Source organism: Mesotoga sp. HF07.pep.5.2.highcov, from assembly GCF_003666285.1.
Classification (GTDB): Bacteria; Thermotogota; Thermotogae; order Petrotogales; family Kosmotogaceae; genus Mesotoga; species Mesotoga prima.
Map to the genome: position 1 here is coordinate 1 of NZ_JFHJ01000377.1, position 1,808 is coordinate 1,808.

Annotated in this window: 1 protein-coding gene; it reads left to right on the plus strand. The window is 44.2% G+C overall.

Features of this window, described 5'->3' with window-relative positions; genetic code table 11:
* Positions 1 to 1,808, plus strand: a 1,808-nt coding sequence (locus BG32_RS08135; protein WP_121526661.1) for a DNA polymerase III subunit alpha, incomplete at both ends; no start/stop codon positions are given.

A 1,808-nucleotide genomic window follows, 5' to 3' on the forward strand; every position in this document is an offset into this window, starting at 1 on the left:
GTAATTCTTGCAAAGAATATTCAGGATTATTTCATGACCGTTTCCAAGATCGTCGACATCGCGAAGAGCATTGGTTGCTGGATAGGCCCGGGTAGAGGTTCGGCTGTTGGTTCACTTGTAAGTTATCTGCTTGAAATTACCCGAATCGATCCTGTTGCGGAAGACCTGTTCTTTGAGCGATTTCTTAGCTTGAAGAGAGCTGATCCACCGGATATCGACCTTGATGTTGACGACAAATCAAGACCAGTGCTGCTGAAGAAAATGTATGAATACTTTGGAAATGATCGTTTCTGTCTTATCAGGACATATTCAACTTACGGATTCAAAGGAGCAGCCCGCGAACTCGGGAAAAAATTGGGGATCAGCAAAGATAACATCTCTAAGCTCATTGAATGGAGTAAAGATGGGAAGCGCTTTCCATATGCTTTTGAAGAAGATTTAGACATGAAGCGGTTGTTTGATATGTCAAAACTCATCGCCGGTCTCTTTTCGGGTTATTCACTTCATGCTGCCGGTGTCATACTTTCCGGCATTTCTTTGAAGGGACTGATCCCCATCGATTTCAGTGAAGATCTACCTGTTTCTCTTTGGGATATGGATTCTCTTCGAATAGTTGGTCTGCAGAAAATTGATATCTTGGGCTTGAGAAATCTCTCTCTTTTGAAGGAAATGACACAAGGTAAGGAACCCTGGGAAAGTCCGGCATGCGATTCAAATACCTATGAGACATTGGGAAGCGGTTATACTACCGGTATCTTTCAGCTGGAAGCACCTTACGCTACGAAAATTATTAGATCCGTAAAGCCCTCGTCACTGAGGGATCTTTCTATATGCATCGCATTAAACAGACCAGGGCCAATTAAATCTGGAGTTACAGAGCGTTTCCTTAAGCTTTCGAGAGTTCCCTCTGAAATCGAGAAGATGAGGAAAAGAGTTCCCGTTCTTGCTGAGACGGCAGGGCTTCTCGTTTATCAGGAACAAGTCCTAAAGATCGCTTCGAGCTTACTATCTCTTGAAGCGGATGACGGGGAGCTTCTCAGAAGAGCTCTTTCGAAGAAAGATAGGGATGCCGTTGACAGGTTGTTTAAGAGCTCGCCGGGGTACAGCAGACTTCCAGATGAAAGAAGAGCGAAGTTGTATTCGTTCCTTCTTGATTTTGCCGGTTATGCCTTCAACAAATCTCATAGTCTAAGCTACGCTGTGATTTCCTTCTGGCTAGCATATTTCAAGTCAAACCATCCGGAGATTTTCTATCCCCTCATGCTGCGAGAATTACCACGGACTTCTTTTGGAAGGCTAGTCGCCGAAATGAGGGACAGGGGACTCAAATTAAGCATAGAAAATGAAGTTGAGGGCCGTAAAATTGTATCGCTTTCTATTCCACAACTGCTGAAGAAAGGTGAACTGAAGCCAAAACCATTTGAGGATTCCTTCTTCACGTTCGTAAGGAACAACAGATCAAAGTATCAGGCAAGAGACCTTGAGAGACTCATAAAGAGTGGCTACCTGGATTGCTATGGCAGCAGAAACGATCTTCTGAAGAAAATGAATGACGCCCTCACGGGTGTGAACCCCGAACTGAAGTCAATACGATCTGTGTTCGGTTATAAAGAAGAGCTTCAAGAGGCAAGAGAGGAAGACACCCCTGTTGAGAGAGCCATGATGGAGATTGAGACTCTTGGATTCAATGTCACAGAGATTCAGCGACCGGATATTTCATCGGAAGTTACTGACTTTGAAATAACAAGCGCCGTTGCCTCTCTGAGAACAGGGATATCGCCCTACAAGAGAATCGATTATCTTGGAAA